Source organism: Nodosilinea sp. FACHB-141 (assembly GCF_014696135.1).
In the GTDB taxonomy this organism is placed as follows: Bacteria; Cyanobacteriota; Cyanobacteriia; order Phormidesmidales; family Phormidesmidaceae; genus Nodosilinea.
This window is the reverse complement of record NZ_JACJPP010000022.1, coordinates 154,043-170,203: the sequence shown is the minus strand read 5'-3', so window position 1 is coordinate 170,203 and position 16,161 is coordinate 154,043. Positions and strand designations below refer to the sequence as shown.

The 16,161-nt window shown below is 56.3% G+C and carries 17 protein-coding genes and 1 tRNA gene; 6 read left to right on the top strand and 12 right to left on the bottom strand.

All coding sequences use genetic code 11. The annotated features are described in order from the left end of the window. Positions 1-33 precede the first annotated feature (33 nt). Positions 34-1,569 (bottom strand): 23S rRNA (guanosine(2251)-2'-O)-methyltransferase RlmB, encoded by a 1,536-nt coding sequence (gene rlmB / locus H6F59_RS23150; RefSeq protein ID WP_190706321.1) that lies wholly within the window; start codon positions 1,567-1,569, stop codon positions 34-36. 378 nt (positions 1,570-1,947) lie between these two features. On the opposite strand from rlmB, the gene H6F59_RS23145 reads away from it, so the two are divergent. Beyond that, on the top strand, positions 1,948-2,343 hold the full coding sequence (locus tag H6F59_RS23145; protein ID WP_242021637.1) for a helix-turn-helix domain-containing protein: 396 nt from the start codon (positions 1,948-1,950) through the stop codon (positions 2,341-2,343). Here H6F59_RS23145 and H6F59_RS23140 read toward each other — a convergent pair. From H6F59_RS23140 to lipA, 3 genes are all read right to left on the bottom strand, one after another. After that, a complete protein-coding gene (locus H6F59_RS23140; protein WP_190706318.1) occupies positions 2,340-2,582 on the bottom strand; it encodes a DUF4327 family protein in 243 nt (80 codons plus the stop codon). The genes H6F59_RS23145 and H6F59_RS23140 overlap by 4 nt on opposite strands. Before the next feature lie 282 nt (positions 2,583-2,864). After that, on the bottom strand, positions 2,865-3,389 hold the full coding sequence (locus H6F59_RS23135; protein ID WP_190706315.1) for a CAP domain-containing protein: 525 nt from the start codon (positions 3,387-3,389) through the stop codon (positions 2,865-2,867). A gap of 160 nt (positions 3,390-3,549) precedes the next feature. Further along, a complete protein-coding gene (lipA, locus tag H6F59_RS23130; protein ID WP_190706312.1) occupies positions 3,550-4,419 on the bottom strand; it encodes a lipoyl synthase in 870 nt (289 codons plus the stop codon). A gap of 130 nt (positions 4,420-4,549) precedes the next feature. Between lipA and H6F59_RS23125 the strand changes: the two genes are divergently transcribed. Further along, positions 4,550-5,125, top strand: coding sequence for a L,D-transpeptidase (locus H6F59_RS23125; RefSeq protein WP_190519922.1), 576 nt, complete (start codon positions 4,550-4,552; stop codon positions 5,123-5,125). A 17-nt stretch (positions 5,126-5,142) separates the two neighbouring features. Here H6F59_RS23125 and H6F59_RS23120 read toward each other — a convergent pair whose 3' ends face one another. The 3 genes from H6F59_RS23120 to H6F59_RS23110 form a co-directional block, all read right to left on the bottom strand. Next, a complete protein-coding gene (locus H6F59_RS23120; RefSeq protein WP_073607301.1) occupies positions 5,143-6,186 on the bottom strand; it encodes a Gfo/Idh/MocA family protein in 1,044 nt (347 codons plus the stop codon). A gap of 316 nt (positions 6,187-6,502) precedes the next feature. Further along, a complete protein-coding gene (locus H6F59_RS23115; RefSeq protein ID WP_190706309.1) occupies positions 6,503-7,948 on the bottom strand; it encodes a hemolysin family protein in 1,446 nt (481 codons plus the stop codon). 17 nt (positions 7,949-7,965) lie between these two features. Further along, positions 7,966-8,217 carry a hypothetical protein gene (locus H6F59_RS23110; protein WP_190519926.1) on the bottom strand — a complete coding sequence of 84 codons (252 nt, stop codon included), beginning with the start codon at positions 8,215-8,217 and terminating at the stop codon, positions 7,966-7,968. Positions 8,218-8,388: 171 nt separating this feature from the next. Between H6F59_RS23110 and H6F59_RS23105 the strand changes: the two genes are divergently transcribed. Then, positions 8,389-8,461, top strand: a tRNA-Ile gene (locus H6F59_RS23105). A gap of 76 nt (positions 8,462-8,537) precedes the next feature. On the opposite strand, the gene H6F59_RS23100 is transcribed toward H6F59_RS23105, so the two are convergent. Further along, the gene (locus H6F59_RS23100) at positions 8,538-8,936 is read right to left on the bottom strand and encodes a hypothetical protein (protein ID WP_190706306.1); all 399 of its coding nucleotides are present in this window, start codon (positions 8,934-8,936) and stop codon (positions 8,538-8,540) included. Between the two features lie 184 nt (positions 8,937-9,120). Here H6F59_RS23100 and pyrE point away from each other — a divergent pair, with 184 nt between their 5' ends. Then, a complete protein-coding gene (pyrE, locus tag H6F59_RS23095; RefSeq protein ID WP_190706303.1) occupies positions 9,121-9,765 on the top strand; it encodes an orotate phosphoribosyltransferase in 645 nt (214 codons plus the stop codon). Beyond that, complete coding sequence (locus tag H6F59_RS23090; protein WP_190706299.1) at positions 9,765-10,259, top strand: cyclopropane-fatty-acyl-phospholipid synthase family protein; 495 nt, start codon at positions 9,765-9,767, stop codon at positions 10,257-10,259. Before pyrE ends, H6F59_RS23090 begins: the two co-directional genes overlap by 1 nt. Positions 10,260-10,305: 46 nt before the next feature. Here the strand turns inward: H6F59_RS23090 and H6F59_RS23085 are convergent, their stop codons facing one another. The 3 genes from H6F59_RS23085 to H6F59_RS23075 all read right to left on the bottom strand — a co-directional run bounded on the left by H6F59_RS23085 (position 10,306) and on the right by H6F59_RS23075 (position 13,306). Beyond that, complete coding sequence (locus H6F59_RS23085; RefSeq protein ID WP_190706295.1) at positions 10,306-11,364, bottom strand: class I SAM-dependent methyltransferase; 1,059 nt, start codon at positions 11,362-11,364, stop codon at positions 10,306-10,308. A gap of 273 nt (positions 11,365-11,637) precedes the next feature. Further along, entirely contained in the window at positions 11,638-12,948 is a 1,311-nt protein-coding gene (gene hisS, locus H6F59_RS23080) for a histidine--tRNA ligase (protein WP_190706682.1), read from the bottom strand. A 70-nt stretch (positions 12,949-13,018) separates the two neighbouring features. Beyond that, a complete protein-coding gene (locus H6F59_RS23075) occupies positions 13,019-13,306 on the bottom strand; it encodes a helix-turn-helix transcriptional regulator (RefSeq protein WP_190706292.1) in 288 nt (95 codons plus the stop codon). 121 nt (positions 13,307-13,427) lie between these two features. Here H6F59_RS23075 and H6F59_RS23070 point away from each other — a divergent pair, with 121 nt between their 5' ends. Beyond that, positions 13,428-13,913 carry a DUF4168 domain-containing protein gene (locus H6F59_RS23070; protein ID WP_199325934.1) on the top strand — a complete coding sequence of 162 codons (486 nt, stop codon included), beginning with the start codon at positions 13,428-13,430 and terminating at the stop codon, positions 13,911-13,913. A 105-nt stretch (positions 13,914-14,018) separates the two neighbouring features. Here H6F59_RS23070 and H6F59_RS23065 read toward each other — a convergent pair whose 3' ends face one another. Continuing rightward, positions 14,019-15,938, bottom strand: coding sequence for a transglycosylase domain-containing protein (locus tag H6F59_RS23065; protein WP_190706288.1), 1,920 nt, complete (start codon positions 15,936-15,938; stop codon positions 14,019-14,021). Positions 15,939-16,161: the final 223 nt, after the last annotated feature.

Genomic DNA, 16,161 nt, shown 5'->3' with positions numbered 1-16,161 from the left:
TCTGCCTAGGTTCGAACGTTTCTTAAGGGATAGCTACGGCTCTAGGCCATTTTTAGGCAGCGCCGCACCAATTTTGGTTATACTGCTTTGCTTTTGATTTTGCAAAGAGGAAATTTGCTCCTGGGCCACCCATTGATGACGATAGATCTCATAGAGAGCCATGCCTGTAGCCACCGATGCATTTAGGCTAGGAACCATTCCTCGCAGCGGAATTGATACTAGCGTGTCGCAGCTCTGCTGCACAGTGAGGCTGAGACCGCTGCCCTCAGACCCGACCACAATCACCGTTGGGCGATCGAAAGTAGTGCGGTGCGCCGGCTGACTCGCTTCTGAAGACAGCCCATAGATCCAAAATCCCTTTTCTTTGAGGGTATCGAGGGCGCGCTTTAGGTTAACCACCCGCGCTACGGGCAGGCTTTCTAAAGCGCCAGCGGCCACCTTGGCCACGGTTGATGTTACCCCTACCGCTCGACGCTGCGGGATCACGATCCCTTGAGCCCCCAGGGCTTCGGCGGTACGAATAATCGCGCCCAAGTTGTGGGGATCGGTAATGCTGTCGGCAGCAATAATCACCGGTACCTTAGCCGATCCCAGGGCGGTTTCGATCATCTCATCGAGGTCGTGGTAGTTGTGGGCAGCGGCCTGGGCCGCGATCCCCTGGTGGTTAGCACCGCCGGTGATCTGGTTGAGCCGTAGAGTGTCTACTTCATCAATCACCGCGCCGTTGGCCTTGGCCTCATCGATCAGCGGTAGAAACCGGGGATCGTAGCGAATGCGATCGTTAACCCACACGCGATTTAGGGTCCGCTGGGCTTGGAGAGCAGCTTCCACCGCGTGACGACCGTAGATCAAATCGGTTTCGTCCTGCCCATCGTCGCCATCCCCCGCCCCTTGGCTGCTGACCCCAAACGAGCGTGGAGCAGCGGCAGCGCGGTCACCGCCCTTATAGCGAGACTTACCTTCGTCATAGCGGGGTTTGCCGCCCTCATAGCGAGGCTTATCGCTGCTATAACGGGGTTTGTCGCCCTCATAACGAGGCTTATCGCCGCCGTAGCGAGGTTTATCATCTTTAAAGCGGGGTTTGCCACTGTCATAGCGGGGTTTGTCATCCCCTTGACGGGGCTTACCACCGTCGTAGCGCGGCTTGTCGTCTTTGAAGCGGGGTTTACCGCCTTCATAACGAGGCTTCTCGTCTTTGAAGCGGGGCTTGTCGCCGGCATAGCGAGGTTTTTCGTCCCCGTAGCGGGGCTTGTCACCCCCTTGACGAGGTTTGCTGCCCTCATAGCGGGGCTTGTCGTCTTTAAAGCGGGGCTTCTCGCTGTCATAGCGGGGCTTCTCGTCGCCGTAGCGAAGCTTGGTGCCTTCGTAGCGAGGTTTGCCCTCACCGTAACGAGGTTTGTCGTCCTTAGAACGGGGCTTGCCGCTGTTATAGCGAGGTTTATCGCTGTCATAACGGGGCTTACCCTCACCACCCTGGCGGGGTTTGTCGCCTCGGTAACCCTCAGCATCTCGGCGAGGCTCCGACCCAGAAGAACGGTTAGGGTTGCGGAAAGGCTTTTGGGACGACATGGCCACACCTGATAGGGGTTAAAAACCAAAAAATTAAGCAGAAAGCCTAGGCTAGCACGGCATACGACTACCCTATCACTCCTAATTTCTGCGGCCGACTGCCTAGGTACTGATCCGAGCAGGCAAGCGCAGGAGTGACAAAAGCCCCAGCTCCTTGGCGCGCTATTGATTAAGAGCTTAGCTATCCTCTCACCAGCTTAGGTGCAGCCAAACTCACTCTAGCCTAAGTCCTCAGCGGTTCGTTACAGACCTATCCCAAGAGTCTTGGGGATCGATCTAAAAAGAAGCTTAAATTCTTGGCATTCAGTGCCAGAGTAACCAACATCCCCGGAATAATCCTTCACAATGGAAAATGACACCCATACCGGAGTGATGCCTATGCCTCACGCATTTAACGGTACGAAGCTTGATTGTCCGGTTCATCTGGTGTTGTCATACATTGGCGGCAAGTGGGCCATTCTCATCTTACAAGAGCTGTTTCAGGGCAGCCGCCGCACTAATGAGTTTTTGTCGGCCCTGCCTGGCATTAGCACCAAAACCCTTACTGCTCGGCTGCGAGAGCTAGAAAGCTACGGCCTGGTCAAGCGAACGGTATTTCCTGAGGTGCCTCCACGGGTTGAGTACTCACTTACTCCTAAGGGGCGAGAAGTGCAGCCCATCATGGCGGCTCTCAACCAGGTGGGGGAGCACTGGCTAGTGCATAGCCCTAGCGATTCGCGCAGCGATTGCCCTGGAAAGCGCCCCACCACCCTCTATGGTTCCAGAAGTCGCTAGTCATTGCTCCAAGTTTCGTGGGGGATCAGATCGCCGATGCGATCGCGCAGACCGTAGTCGTTACTCTCCAGCTCAGCCTCAATGAATGGCCACTCTCGTGCTGCAATGTAGCCGCACAGGGCACAGATGGGTTGACAGCGATCTAGGGTACCGCAGTCTACAAGTTGCCTAGCCTCATCGCGAATGTCGTCTAAGGTGTAGTGCCGGGTCAGGGTTGAATTAGCTGCTGTGGTAGTCATGAATAGCCCTCCAACAATTGGATGGCAATGAGAATATCTACTTACCACCCCAACTACATAGTGCAACTCGACAAAAGGGAGCGAAGCAGTTGCTACGCATCCTTAATGTTTGTTCATATGCCGCAACAATGTAGCCTGTTATACCATTGTGAGCCTGTTCAAAAGCGGCCATGGCTGGATGAGTACTCAGAGCTATAGCGATGTTACTGCGCTTAGAACACTCACCCTTGCCGCTGGCCAAGACTGGCGTTAACCTGCTCCCCAAAATCCTCGAGGCGAGGCCTAGCGCGGTCTGGCAAACACTTGAGCCCAGTAGGGGCGATTTGCCCCCGTGGCGTAGCCTACCCCCAGCTCAGTAAAGGCAGGATTGAGAATATTCTGGCGGTGGCCAGGGCTACTCATCCATGCAGCCACGACGGCGGCGGCGGTGGGCTGCCCCATGGCGACGTTTTCGCCGATGGTTGACCAGTTGTACTGGGTGGCGTCAATGCGCGATCGCATAGTTGAACCGTCCGAACCGGTATGACTCATGCGGCGGCTGGTAGCCATGTCTTGAGCATGGCGCTGGGCGGCGGCGGTGAGCTTGTCATTGAGCACCAGGGGCGGCGCATTAACCCGCTGGCGTTCGACGTTGACCAAGCGCAGAATCTCTTGGGCAATCGTTACATTGGCCTGGGCTACAGCTACCGGCGGGCGTTGGGCGATCGCCGGTAGCACGATTGCCACTGGCAGCAAGCCTGCCCCTACTGCGGCCAGTAGGGCGATGCTCGCCGATCTGGTGCCTAAAACCTGTTTCCATGGGTGCATGGGTATCTCCTGAGGTGAGTGATTAACGGCGATAGACAACCCTGCCATTCCTCTGACGGCAGCGCAGAATTTGCGGTTCCATTCAATTCACCTAGGATGCCCAGGTCTAAGGCTATAGGCCAAGCAGTCCGATTCAGGATTCTCAGCAGCGATCGCAGGCCTAACGAGGGTTCTGGGCCATTAGTCGCTGTACGTCTTCAGCGTGGTAGGAGCTGCGCGTCAACGGCGACGATACCACCTGCAAAAATCCCTTGGTCTCGCCTACCTGTCGCCAAGCATCAAACTGGGTTGGGGTAACAAACTCCGCCACGGGCAGGTGTTTTGGCCCCGGCGAGAGATACTGCCCCAGGGTCAAAATGTCGCAGTCCACAGTCCGTAGGTCATCCATTACCTGCTGCACCTCGGCATCGGTTTCGCCTAGACCCGCCATCAGGCCAGACTTGGTATAGACCCAGGGGGTTAGTTCGCGGCTGCGGCGCAGTAGTTCGAGCGATCGCCCATAGTCCCCCTGAGGCCGCACCCGCCGGTAGAGTCGGGGCACCGTCTCGGTGTTGTGGTTGAGCACGTGGGGCCGAGACGCCAAAATCGTTTCCAGCGCCTGCCAGTTGCCGCACAGGTCGGGGATCAGCACCTCAATCGTGGTGTCTGGGGTCGTTTGCTTGATCGCCTCGATGCAGGCTACAAACTGGCTGGCGCCACCATCGGCCAGATCGTCGCGGTTGACTGAGGTGATCACCACATGGTTGAGTTTCATGCGCCGCACTGACTCAGCCAGACGCAGGGGCTCGGTCGGGTCGAGGGCCTGGGGCTTTTTCTCAAAGTCAATGTCGCAGTAGGGGCAGGCGCGGGTGCAGGCCGGTCCCATAATCAAAAATGTGGCTGTACCGGCTTTAAAACACTCGCCAATGTTGGGGCACGAAGCCTCTTCACAAACGGTGTTGAGATCGAGATCTTGCAAAATCGCCTTGACCTCGCCCACCCGTTCCCACTGAGGCGCTTTAACCCGTAGCCACTCTGGTTTTACGGCCACCGTCTTCAACCCCGACTTTGTGATTGCGCTTTAATCATATCAACCCCCAGCATCACTTGTTGGGACCTGTTCTGCCCTTAAGAGACGGCAGTATGCTGAAGAAGAGTACCGGGAGACTACACCAACTTCGATGGATACGCCCTCTCCCCTAAATCGCTGCCTCATGGTGCTGTGCTTCGCCGCAGCGGGGCTGCTAGCCGCTGGTGCCTGGCAAGACCAGGTTAGCTCTCGCTGGCAGTTTGAAGAACCCTTCGCAAGCACTCGCCTAGTGCGACTCGCCACCGTCATTACCCAGGCCCCAGACACCCTCATGACCGCCAACACTCGCGTGGTCATCAGCCTCAGTCGGCGGCGGCTCATCCTCTATCAAAACGACGAAGTGCGGAGCGAGTTTCCGGTAGCTATTGGTAAAGACGAGTGGGAAACCCCAGCGGGCGAATTTGCGATTCGCGACATGCGCACCGACCCGGTGTGGCAGCACCCGATTACAAAAGAAGCCATTGGCCCCGGCCCTAGCAATCCTCTAGGCTCGCGGTGGATTGGCTTTTTGGTGGAGGGGCAGTATCACATCGGCATCCACGGCACGAACCAGGAAACCCTGATCGGCGAGGCCGTTTCCCACGGCTGCGTCCGCATGCTCGAAGCCGACATCCACACCCTATACAGTCATGTCAAGGTGGGCACTCCCATTAAAGTAGTGCCTTAGTTGAATCACGATAGAACCTATACAGCTACCGTCAGTTCTTTGCCGAGGGCAGTGGGGTCAAAATGATGCCAGGGCTTGCCGTCTAGGGCCATCTGCTCAATCAAGCTGGCTAGGCGCAGCGCCTTGAGGGCCTGTTCGCCGCCGACCGAGGGCTTCTCGCCGCCGCGCACACAATTTACAAAGTGCTCCAGCTCGGCATGGAGAGGCTCAATATTGCTGGTATAGACCTTTTCAATCAGGCCATCCTGGCGGTAGAGCACCTGGCCGTAGTCGGTAGAGCAGTCAGCGGTGGTTTGCCGGTGAATCAAAATCTCGTTGTTGAGAAAATCGGCGTCAGTCAGGGAGTTTTTGCAGTGGGCCGTAATGCTGCGAATCTTACGGTGGGTGACCTTGCTAGAGGTCAGCGTGGCCACAATGCCGTTGCTAAAGCCTAGGGTAGCGGTGACGTAGTCGAGGTAACCGGAATTGGAGGCGCGGCTGCCGCTGGCGGTTAGGGTAGAGACCGTAGAACCAGCCAACTCTAGCAGCAGATCGATGTCGTGGATCATGAGGTCAAGCACCACCGACACGTCGTTGGCCCGCTGGGAGTAAGGGCTCATACGACGGGCCTCTAGGGCCAGCAGTTCTTCGGTTTTGAGTACCTTATGGAGCTCTTGGAAGGCGGGGTTAAATCGCTCGATGTGCCCCACTTGCAAAATGCAGTTGGCGGCCGCGGCCGCGTTGACCAGCGATTCTGCCTCGGCGATGCTGGCGGCGATTGGTTTTTCGATTAAGACATGAACTCCAGCCTGCAAGCAGGCCATGCCCACGGTGTGATGTAGTCGGGTGGGTACTGCCACGCAGACGGCATCGACGTGCTTGAGCAGCTCTTGGTAGTCTTCAAAAAACCGCACTCTATACTTGCCAGCGGTGTCAAGGCCTCGCTCTACGTTGACATCAGACACACCCACCAGTTCGACATCTTTAAAGCGGCTTAGCACGCGGGTGTGGTGCTGGCCCATATTACCTACACCGATAACGCCAACGCGGATGGGATCGGGCAAATTTCGCGATAGGTGCATGTCTAAGGCAGATGACAATATGGGATTTTGCACGCCTGTCCTTCCTCTAGGAGACAAAGATACGCCGACAGTTGATATAGTGCGAACGTCAGAGCGAGTGGAGAACTGAGACGGCCAGGTAAAATTACTCAGATATTATCACAATGCTTCACACTGTAAAGAATAGCGACATTCTTTAAGAGAGAGCCACAGATTTATAGCGCGATCGCGGTCTAGCAGACCATTTCTTGGTTTTCTCGCTGTTCCATTTCACCTTACCGAGACTGAGCTGGGGTGCTCAGCAAGCTGTGGCAGTTCTTGAGCTGTCTAGGTGAGGTTAGCTGAGGGGAAAGCCATCGGAGTCGGTGGCCGCCGCTGCTGAAGCGTTAGGCCCACGGCCAGACGGGGGGGGCAGATCGAGCGATCGCACCAGAATATCCCCAAGCCGGGGGCCATCAGTTGACAAAACCACCCACTCGCGATCGGCAAACGTGAGGCGATCGCCCGCATGGGGAATCTTTTGCATCTGATAGATCAAAAATCCTCCTAGGGTTTGGTAGTCGTCCGAGTAGGGTAGCGCAAGGTCAAGCAACGTGTTGACCTCCTCAAGATCGGTATGGGCTTTAATACGGTAGGACTGGTCTTCGAGCAGCTGCACAGACTGCTCAGTCTCACTGTCGGGCTCGTGGATTTCGCCAATGATTTCAGTGGTCAAATCACGCAGGGTGAGCAGGCCAGCAGTGCCACCAAATTCATCGACTACCACAACCAACTCCTCGCCAGTGCGCTGTATCGTGGCCAGCAGCTCATGCAGGGGCGTGTACTCGGGCACAAATCGAGCGGGCTTGACCCAGGGACGAATGGGGGTGTCACCATTAATCTGCTGGTGAGCCAGAGGCTGCAAAAACTGCTTCAGCTCAACCATGCCCTGGATGTCGTCTAGGGAGTCACCTATCACCGGGTAGCGAGAATGCTCAGTGTCAGCTACCACCTCGATCAGCTCACCAAAGGTCGCCGCTAGAGGAATAGCATTGATCTGAGTGCGGGGCACCATAATTTCTCCAGCCGTAACATCGCGAAACTCAAACACATTGTTGAGAATGACGCGCTCTTCGGCCTCTAAGCCGGGGGTTTCGGCCTTGGTGCGAATGATTAGCTGAAGCTCTTCGGGAGTGAGGCGGCTGTAAGTTACCTGGTCGCTGTACTGAATATTAACCAGTCGCAGCAGCAGCCGGGTCGACTGGTTCAAGATCCAGATGAAGGGGTTGAACAGCCGTGCGATGGTAAGGCTAGGAGGGCCTAGAAACCGGGCTACCTGCTCGGGGTAGAGCATCGCCACCGACTTAGGACAAAGCTCGCCTAGCACGATTTGCAGATAGGCAACCAGAAAAAAGGCTACCGGAATCGCTAGCGCGTGGGCTAGGGCCTCACTCTGAGCAGCGTTCAGGGGAGTTTGAGTAATCCAAAAGGCTAGGGTGACAGCCATTGTGCTTTCACCCACCCACCCCAGAGCCAGACTCGATAGGGTAATGCCTAGCTGGGTGGTCGACAGCAGGCGGTCAAGGCTGCGCTGAAGCTGCTGCACTGTCTTTGCCTGCAAATCCCCTTGGGAGACCAGCTGGCTGATGCGCGATCGCCGCACCGACACCATCGAGAACTCTGCCGCCACAAAAAAGGCGTTGATGCTAATCAGCAGCAATACCGCTAGCAGGCGAGACGCGATCGCAGCGGCAGGCAGCTGCTCAGGAATAAAGACGGTTGATAAATGAGGTAAAACGCCCATGCTCCAGCGCCTAAACGCTACTGGCCACCGCCGTTAACGCGAGCCTTTACCTGCTCTAAAACCTCAGCCTCGTTGATTAAAACCACATTCCCGTGGCTCGCTGCACCCGCCTCGCGGGCTACAGGGGAACCGCTAGTCGGTCGAGTTTCTGGCTGACGCACACCAGTCAACGCCTGTCGCCCGAGGGTAAACCCCCAAGACGCGCTCACCACCCCAGAACCAATCATCAGCGAGAGTAGGATCAACGTAAACGCTACGGCAGGATTCATGGCAGGGGCAGGATAAAACCTAAGAACAAAAATACTTTATAAAGCTCAGCCTGAGCCAGACTTAGACGTACCTCGATTATAAGGTTTGAGCTTCAAACAAATTTTAAGATCTGATTTTGGGCTCAAGCCCTACAATAGGACATGTTTTACCATTGGGTAAGGTCATAAATCCCAGGGTTGGCCGAGCGGATTAGGCAGCGAACTCATAATTCGCGTCAGGCAGGTTCAACTCCTGCACCCTGGATTGCACTCGTTATCAAAGTACCTTTCTGGGGCGGTTAGACGTTGAACCTGCCTATGAGGAAGCGCGAGCTCAGCGATTAGAACTCCTCCTCAAAAATAAACTCAGACCCGACGTAGGGCACGCTGCTGCTGGGCTGGGTGAGCAGAGTTGTAGTGTAAGGGCTCGCCAGGTCAGGTACTCGAATGGTGGGATCGGAGGTATTCTGCAGCAGCAGAATGTCTCTCACCGCCGCCGCTGTGGCGTTCCCATCCCAGTCAAGGGAGCGATCGGGAAAGTCAAGGCCAAATAGCCGCTTGGCCTGACGGGTAAGACCCCGGTTTCTGAAGAAATCACCCGAGTAGGTTGTGGTCAGTTCGTCCATGGCCTCGGGAATGGTTTGGGGGGTTTCTTGACTCTGCCCTGCCGGAGCCACGACAACGGCAGCGGCTAGCAGCGCCAGCGTCAGCCCAGAAATATGATTTAATTGAATGCCCATGGCCAAGCCTCCTCAACTCGTTGGATTGATGCGATTCTGGTGGTGCTCAAACCCCAAGCCCCGCAACATCTAGAACCCTAAGGCCCTCCGATCACGCGAAACCTAGCCGCACCGATCACCCAGTGCATGTCCTTTATAGCGCGATCGCAAAAAACCGGAGCATTTTTAAAGGAATTACTCACCCATGGATCAGCTTTTGATTGATGCGCCCGCTGCTACCCTCCTCAGTCTCAAGACCGATGAGCTGCGATCGCCCCTGCTCGACCTGTTTTGCCGGGGTGCCTACCAAGAGGGTGACTTTGTGCTCAGTTCAGGTCAGCGCAGTACCTATTACATTAACGGCAAGCTGGTGACGCTGCATCCTCAGGGGGCACTGATGGTTGGTCGCCTCCTGCTAGACCTCGTACCGCCAGAGACCGTAGCGGTGGCCGGGCTCACCCTGGGCGCCGACCCCTTGGTTACGGCAGTGAGTCTGGTGGGCGTCTATGGCGATGGGCAAAGCCCGACTCCCAAGGGCCAACGCACCCTCTTCCCTCTGATCATTCGTAAAGAGGCTAAGGGCCACGGCACCCGCGCCTATATTGAGGGGCTTGAGCTACCCTCCGGCAGTTCTGTCACCGTGCTTGAAGACGTCGTCACTACTGGCCAATCAGCTCTTAAAGCCGTCGATCGTCTCCAGGCTGCTGGGTACCAGGTCAACCAAATTCTTGCCCTAGTCGATCGCCAGCAGGGCGGTGCCGAGCTGTATCAAAGCCACAATCTACCCTTCCAGGCGCTATTCACTATCAAAGATATTCAGGCCCATTGGGCTACCGTTAACGCGGCCTAATGCCAGCGCCCCGCCCCGACATCGGCTTTATACCCACCCCCAGCGATGCCATGGTGGCCATGCTCAAGCTGGCCGAGCTCAGCCCCAGCGATGTGGTCTACGACCTGGGCTGTGGCGATGGGCGGCTGCTCATTCGGGCAGCTGTAGACTATGGCGTTCAGGGGGTTGGGGTGGATGTGGATGCGGCCTTGCTGCAGCAGGCACAAGCTAAGGCTGAACAAGAGGGAGTAGGCGATCGCCTCGCCTTTCGGCAAGAAAACCTATTCGAAACCGATTTGCGCGACGCTACCGTGGTCTTTATCTATCTACTGCCTCACCTCAATCTGCGCCTGCGGCCTCGGCTTCAGGCCCAACTGCAACCTGGCAGCCGCATCGTCACCCACATGTTCGACATGGGCGACTGGGCCCCCCACCGCACTCTGCACTTACACCCCTCCGAAGAAGATTCGGTGCTTTATCTGTGGCGCATTCCCAACAAAAAAGCCCTCAAATAATCGAGGGCCTAAAGCATTAACACGCTTACTCAGTTCTTAAGCTATGCTAGACCGCCGCTGGCTTGCGGCATACCCAGTACTTGCTCATAAAGTGCACCTGGTTACTGACCGATTCAAATCCTACATCAGTTAAGCGCAGGTTGAGGTCATCGGTAGTGTAGTGCCGGTAGTAGGGCTCATGGAACATCGCTGGGAAGTTCTCCATTGCCGCCTCAAACTCAGGAGAGTCAAGCCGCTGAATCGAGTCGCACAGCACCACAGTACCGCCAGGTTTCACCACCCGATACATTTCGTTAATCACATTCTGCCGCGCTACTGCCGGTAATTCGTGGAACAAGAAAACACTCACCACGCCATCGAAGTAGTTATCTACAAACGGCAAGCTTTCACCGTTGGCCTGCACGAGCTGCGGCAACAATCCGGGCTTGGCCAGCAGATTCTCGTTAGCCTTGCGCAAGTAGGTGGGCGACAGGTCAACGCCGTAGAGCGACGTTTTGGGCAGGGCATCGCGAATCATGCCAAGGGTGCGCCCCGTGCCACAGGCGACATCTAAAACCTTAGCCCCGTCCTCAACGCCAGCCGCTGCTAGGCCCTGCTTCAAAGGAGCCAGAATGCGGCGGCGCATGGGGTCAGCGGTGCCGTTGAAGAGGATCTCGACCTGGAGGTCGTACAAATTGGCCGACATGTCGCTCAGATAGCCGTCGGTCTGGTGGTGAAAGTTTTGCAGGTAGTATTTGGGATACCCAGCTGTGTCGATATCGTCAGAAAACCGGTGATGATCACGCTTGTTCAGCCGCTCCCAAATTTGGGGTAAGTCGAGGCAAACAAGAGGATAAAATCGGAAGAAGTCATCCCAAGGATTATCAAACAGCAGCTCTTTGGGATAAACCCCAGCTTCTGTATCTTGCCAATCGCGCTCTAGCAAGTCACCCATGCGCTGCTGTAGCAGTTGAAGAGACTTTATATCTAGGGGCGTGGTTTGAAGGTCTTTGGGTGGACTAACCGTTTGCATAACTTGGGTACTAACGGCTTTGTGGGCTAGCCCAAAGTAGCTTTTGCCCTGTTGCAAGGCTTGGTAGGCCAGTTTTGTGATGGTGTCAGGCATACAACCAGCAGATAAATTAGTTGTTGGACAAAAATCGCCAATGTAAATAATCGTAACGAATTTCTTAGAGAGATGGGGTCTTCCGGGCGACAGAAACTCCTCCCTTGAGGGAGAGCCAGACCGCTCTGATACCAAACCCTTCTTGGTTAACCCCTGGCTGATTGAACAGGGCGAATACCATACCTCTAGCTCGGCTACGGCTACGCCCCTACAGCTTGGCCTTTTGAGGAATCGGGATTATGTGATCGGATTTGGCATGGACTCTAGCTATCTCTATACTCGGCTTTGAAGCTGCTGCAAAAAACCATCGGCATCGCTAAGCAATGCCGCTTGAGAGAGACTGGTTTGATCGCCTGAGGTTAGCCACTTAATCTGCACAGTTCCCTGGGCCGCTTCATCGTCGCCAATGATTAGGCAGACGGCGGCCCCGCTGCGATCGGCCCGCTTAAACTGCTTACCAAAGGCGGCCGCGCTGAGGTCTAGCTCTACCGCTATCCCTCGGTGACGCAGTTTTTGGGCCAGCTGCAGGGCATTGGCTTCGGCCTGCTCACCGCGAGAGACCAAATAAATATCTGGGGCTGTGGCCTTACCCTGCTCCAAAGCTTCGAGCAGCAGGGTAAGGCGCTCTAGGCCAATAGCCCAACCTACCGCCGGGGTAGCCGGTCCGCCCAGTTCTTCCACTAACCCGTCGTAGCGACCGCCGCCGCATACTGTGGCCTGAGACCCTAGATCGCTCGACTGAATTTCAAAGGCAGTGTGGGTGTAGTAGTCGAGCCCTCGCACTAGACGTGGGTTGAGTTCATAGACAATGCCCAAGGCATTGAGCTGGGCCAGCACTTGGTCAAAGTGGCGTTTGGAGTCGGGGCCTAGGTAGTCCAGAATGCTGGGAGCCGCCTGAGTGATAGCCTGGGTTTTTTCGTCTTTGCTGTCGAGAATGCGCAGGGGATTGCGAGTGAGACGATCGCGCGAATCCTCGTCCAAATCCGCCGCGTAGGGGGTGAGATAATCGACCAAGGCCTCGCGGTAGCGCAGGCGATCGCCCCTGTCACCGACCGAGTTCAAGTAAAACGTCAGGTTCTTGAGCCCTAAAGCCTGCAAGATATCTGTAGCGAGAGCAATCACTTCCACATCGGCGCGGGGATCGGCGCTGCCCAGCACCTCAACCCCCACCTGGTGAAACTGTCGCTGGCGGCCTTTTTGGGGGCGCTCATAGCGAAACATGGGGCCGGTATACCAAAGACGTTGTACGCCACCCTGGGCGTAGAGACTGTGCTGCACGTAGGCCCGCACGACCCCAGCAGTACCTTCAGGACGCAGGGTACAGCCGCGATCGCCCTTATCTTTGAAGCTGTACATCTCCTTACCCACCACATCGGTGGCTTCACCAATGCCCCGTTCAAACAGGGCGGTGGCCTCAAAAGTAGGGGTGCGAATTTCGCGGTAGGCGGCCCGGCCCAAAATCTCTCTTGCCGTCGCCTCTACCCGCTGCCAGGTGTGAATATCAGCCACCTTTAAGTCTTGGCCGACAAACTGCGCCTTGGGCAAAATGTCTTCAGTTCCGGGCAGCGATTGAATCGACTCCATAACGGGGCAGGCGCTCTCAATGGGCAATACAGAACACCCATCATAGCCTGAGGTTGGCCGGTGACGGTGCCTAAGCCTCTTGACTCTCGGCCTTAACTTCAGGCAGTAGGCAGCAGTTGACCTCGTCGATGCAGACCTTGCCAGACTGGAGCGCCCAGCGGAACAGAGCCACCCGGTTGCCCGTAGCGGTCTTAGTCAAAATATTGCTGATGTGGTTGTCGACGGTGCGTTTGCTGATCTCCAGCTTCTCTGAAATTTCTTGGTTAGTTAGCCCCGATGCCACTAGCTCAACGATCTGTAGCTCTCGGTCAGAGAGACTCCCTTGACCAGGCATTGGAGCCGTATCATCGCTTGCCATGACAGTCTGTTTCCTTTGTCATTATGTATTTATGCTTAGGCTTAGTACCACTATAGGCCATCTGGTTTCGGGTAGGCTGGTGAAACGCTTTCTGAGTCATCGGTCTATGGGTTTCGAGTGGATGACTGCTGCTGTTAAGTCCTGCGTCCGTTGGTTGAAACAGTGGGGCATCCGGCACAATTCTTCGCTAGGTAGGCAAAGCCAGCGCTTAGTACATCGGGTGGTGTATCTGGGCGTGGTCATCCTGCTGCTGGGTATGGCTACCCCTGCCTTCGCCGCATCCTCACCAGCGGTGGATCTACCAGCGCCAGCAGTTTCCCCCACCCAACCTGACGCCAACGATATTCCCTCAGAAACCGTCAGCCGTTTTGTTAATGCCTACATGGCCGTCGTCAAGCTGATTGAGTCGCGCGAACTCGGCCTACAGCGGGCCGAGACCGACACCGAGTCGCGCCAGATGCAGCAGGAGATTCAGGCCGCAGCCCTCGATCTAATTCAAGCCAATGGGCTCACCCTCTCCGCTTACTGGGAACTGCTGGGGCTCGCCAACAGCGACCCAGAATTTCGCGATCGCGTCCTCGCCCAAATCGATGAAATCAATCTCTAACCATCCTTATCTGGGCTCTAAATTCAGATCCCCTAGATCCCATAGCTCATCCACATCGCCTAATTGCTCAGCGCAATAAGGCCGTAGAGCAAGACGCGTAGCCCACTAGGGTTGCACGAATTCCGAAGGTCGCTTGAAGTTTTCGGCCGGCGTATTGGCCAGAGCCTGCTGCATAAAGTCTCGCCACACCGGCGCAGCGTAGGTGCCGCCCGTAGTGCCAGAGCGCATCGGCGAGTAGTTATCGTTGCCGATCCACACGGCGGTCGAAAGTTGGGGTACATAACCCACAAACCACACATCTCGTTGGGAGTCGGTGGTACCGGTTTTACCCGCCGCTGGTCGCCCAATCTGAGCGGCTTGGCCGGTTCCCCGAGCAATTACCCCCTGCAAAACATCGGTCAACGACGCAGCCGCCCAGGGGTCAAGCACCAACTGAGGTTGGGGGGTGTTGTCAAGCAGCACATTGCCGCTGCTGTCGCTCACCTGCACGATAAAGGTCGGCTCAGAGTGCCAGCCGTTACTGGCAAAGGTGGCATAGGCTCCGGCCATTTCCATTGGGGTTAGATCCACAGCACCCAGAGGCAGCGAGGTTACCGGCTGCATCGGGCTGTCAATCCCGAGGGTGCGGCACAGCTCAATAATTTGGTTTACTCCCACCGCTTGGCCCAGCTTCACCGCTGGCACGTTGCGCGAGGTTTCTAGAGCTGTGCGAATGGGGATGTTCCCCATAAAACTGCTGTCATAGTTCTTGGGGCTGTAGTAGCGATAGCCATCGGGATAGCTAACCGGCGTGTCGGCAATGCTGCTGGCTGGGGTATAGCGCCCCGTCGCAAAGGCCACGTAGTACACAAATGGCTTAAACGCTGAGCCCGGCTGGCGGTAGGCCTGAATCGCCCGGTTGAATTGGCTAGTTTGATAGTCGACCCCGCCCACCATTGCTTTCACAAAATGGGTACGGGGGTCAATAGACACTAAAGCCATCTGATCGGCAATGTGGCGAATGCGGGCATTGTGTCGCTGCACCGTAGCCTCGGCCATGCGCTGCATGTTGAGGTCAACAGTCGTTTGCACGCGCATACCGCCCTTCACCACCGCTTCATTGCCAAAGCGCTGCTTCAACTCCTGTACTGCCGCTTCGGTAACATAGGGAGAAATGCTGCTGCGGAATGATTTCACTTCGCCTACCAGCAGGGGCGCATCCCTGGCAGCTACCTCTTCTTCTGGGGAGATCCAGCCCAGCTGGCGCATGCGGTTAAGCACGACGGCCTGGCGCTCCTTGGTGGCTTCATAGTTGTGGAAGGGGCTGTAGCTTTCTGGAGCCTGAATTAAGCCCGCCATCACAGCCGCTTCCGGTAGGGTAAGGTCTCTGGCTGACTTATTGAAGTAGCTCTGGGCAGCAGTTTCGACCCCGTAGTTGTTGTGGCCCCAGTAGACCTGGTTGAGATACATCTCCAGAATTTCGTCTTTGCTGAAGATTTGCTCTAGGCGCAGAGCCAGCACGGCCTCTGCCACTTTGCGGCTGACGGCTCGCTCAGGGGTAAGAAACAGGTTTTTTACCAGCTGCATGGTGACGGTCGAACCACCTTCTACCGTGCTCCCAGCTTGGGCGTTAGCCAGTAAGGCCCGGCCTACGCTGCTGGGGTTGATGCCGTTGTGGGAGTAAAAATAGCTGTCTTCTACTGCTAGCACGGCCCGCTTGAGGTGCGGCGACATCTCGTCGAGGTCGATGACTTCGCGGTTCGCTTCGTCGTGGAGGCTATAGAGCAGGGTGCCATTGATGTCGTAGATGTAGCTGGTCTCGCTAGGCACGTAGTTGCGAAGTACCCGCACATCAGGCAAATTGCGGAAGCTAATGGCCAAGCCCACCAGCCCGCCCGCCAGCACAGAGCTGGCGATCATGGTGGTGCCGAGCAGGGCTGCCGCCGCTACCTGCCCTACGTCTTGAACGTACTTCAGCGCGTTGGGTGCTCGGCGCAGGGGCTGAGGTTGACGTCGGCTTTTGTGGCGAATGGTGTTGGTTGACACGTTGGCTCTTAAAGGCTGCTTATAAAACGACGGTGCGGCGTAGCGATGGAAGGCTATTTCGTAGCGTGTAGATGGCCGTCAGCAGGTGACGGTTAGGCCATTATAATGACCCTCTAGATAAGTGAGCGCCAGCGGTGGCCCTAAAGACCGCTCGAGGGCGATCGCAGGCACGCCTATCCTAGCCTTACAAATGGTTATAAGGAGAAGCTAAGGGCCACTTTTG